This window comes from Neobacillus drentensis (assembly GCF_036965245.1).
GTDB lineage: Bacteria > Bacillota > Bacilli > Bacillales > Cytobacillaceae > Neobacillus > Neobacillus drentensis_G.
In genome coordinates, this window is sequence record NZ_JBALPG010000014.1 from 1 (window position 1) to 1,821 (window position 1,821).

At 37.5% G+C, this 1,821-nt stretch carries 1 protein-coding gene; it reads right to left on the bottom strand.

Features of this window, described 5'->3' with window-relative positions; genetic code table 11:
- Nucleotides 1-438 precede the first annotated feature (438 nt).
- On the bottom strand, nucleotides 439-1,713 hold the full coding sequence (locus tag V7150_RS03520; protein WP_335513643.1) for an IS110 family transposase: 1,275 nt from the start codon (nucleotides 1,711-1,713) through the stop codon (nucleotides 439-441).
- Nucleotides 1,714-1,821 lie beyond the last annotated feature (108 nt).

Below are 1,821 nucleotides of genomic sequence, written 5' to 3' on the forward strand. Positions count from 1 at the left end.
TTCTTCAACTCCCTCAGTTTAATACGATTTTCTCCCGAATACTCGCTTATTCGCAGGATTTCATATCCCTTTAAATAGAGTTAACACGTAAAAGAAATACGTTTAGATCATTATGGCTCCGTGAAGGCATAGTGAAATAAAGGAGTGTATTGCTACTCCATATTTTACCATATAATGTACATGCTCCACGCCGCCCCTGGAGGCTTTCCCTCCCATGTCTCAACGGGTCATTCGCCCTATCATTCCTTCGTCATGCCTATTCCAAGGGGTGGAGGCCAGTTATGCTAAACCAATGGGTCAGTGCCCTTATGTTGAAGAAATCTGGTACTCCGTACATATTTGAAATCCTACGAATAAGCCAACCTTCGGTCAATACAAGTTTGTTATATTTTAAGTTTCCATTCAAAAAGAGGACGATAATTTTAGATTTTTAAGTTATTAAGCCGCAATAGGCGATAATAGTTGGAGTTTTTCACGACAATAAGATTCATTACGTCGAGAAATACCAACAAAAATCCTAGCTAACTTGCCCACTAACTTCATTATTGATTTCATTTTCTTCATTTTCTTTACTTTAACATTATGAGTGTGTAATGCTTTAAATTCTGGGTTGTTTGCTACTAGGCTCAGGGTTGCTAAGAAGAGGAAACGCCGTAGTCTCGACCTTCCACGCTTTGAAATGACAATTTGTCCTTTCCACTTACCTGAGCTTGCTTCGGCTAAGTGTAATCCTGCATGTCGAAGTAGAGAATTACCATGAGAAAAGTTACTTAGGTCTCCGGCCTCACCTAATATGCCAGCTAAAGAAATTTCACTAATTCCTTTTATGGTAAGTAACTTCTTAGCGAATGGGATCTTATTTAATACTTCGGTCACTTGTATTTCAACTCTTTCGAGTTGTGTTACAGCTAAATCATATTCCTCTAATAATTGCTCAAGGTGAAATTTATACGCATCAAGTGCTTGTCTTGTACCAACGGATTTCCTAGCTACTTGGAGGAGTAATTTAGCCTTTTTTAGTCCAGGCTGCCTCTTCATAATTGATTTCCATCCGGCAATAACGTCGTCAGGCTGCAGTGTCTCTAATTCCACCGGAGAGGGGAATAATCGGAGGGTTGCGATTGCCCCTTTAGCTTTAATATCTTTAAATACCTGTCGCAGTTCTGGAAAGACAATATCTACCCAACGATTTAATTGATTAATAGAACTAACGAGACGTTTAACTACTACATCTCGGTTAGACATAAGAACCCTAAGTTTTTCGAATGATTCTGATGTATACCTAACTTCAGAGTAGTATCCGTTCTTCACCATATCAGCGATAACTAGGGCATCCTTTTTATCGCTTTTTGATTGAGTATTATCACGATTTTCTTTATTCCTTTTTACTAGATATGGGTTTACTGTCACTACTACAATATTTTGTTTAAAAAGCCATTTTGAAAGATTAATCCAGTAGTGTCCAGTGGGCTCCATCCCAACTATAGCTTCATCAAGATTGTTTAATCTTTGTAGATTTTTAATCCATATTAATAAACTAGCAAATCCTTCTTCATTATTTTCGAAAGTGAGTGGATCTCCGACCACAATTCCACGGAAATTAACAGCTCGAGCTACATGAAATTGTTGAGCAATATCTATACCGACAATAAGATGTTTAACGGAAATTCTTTCTATTAGTTGATTTTGTTTGTTTTGCATTTTAAACTTCATAGTAGGGTTCCTCCTAGAGTGTGAGTTAGAGTGGTGTCTATACTCATATCTTACTGAGGAGCCCTATTTTTTTCAAAGTCGAAAAATAACGATCTACAGGAATGCTAA

What these genes read in the sequence shown, in the direction of transcription:
- V7150_RS03520 (WP_335513643.1), bottom strand. Translation starts at nt 1,713, where the DNA reads ATGAAGTTTAAAATGCAAAACAAACAAAATCAACTAATAGAAAGAATT.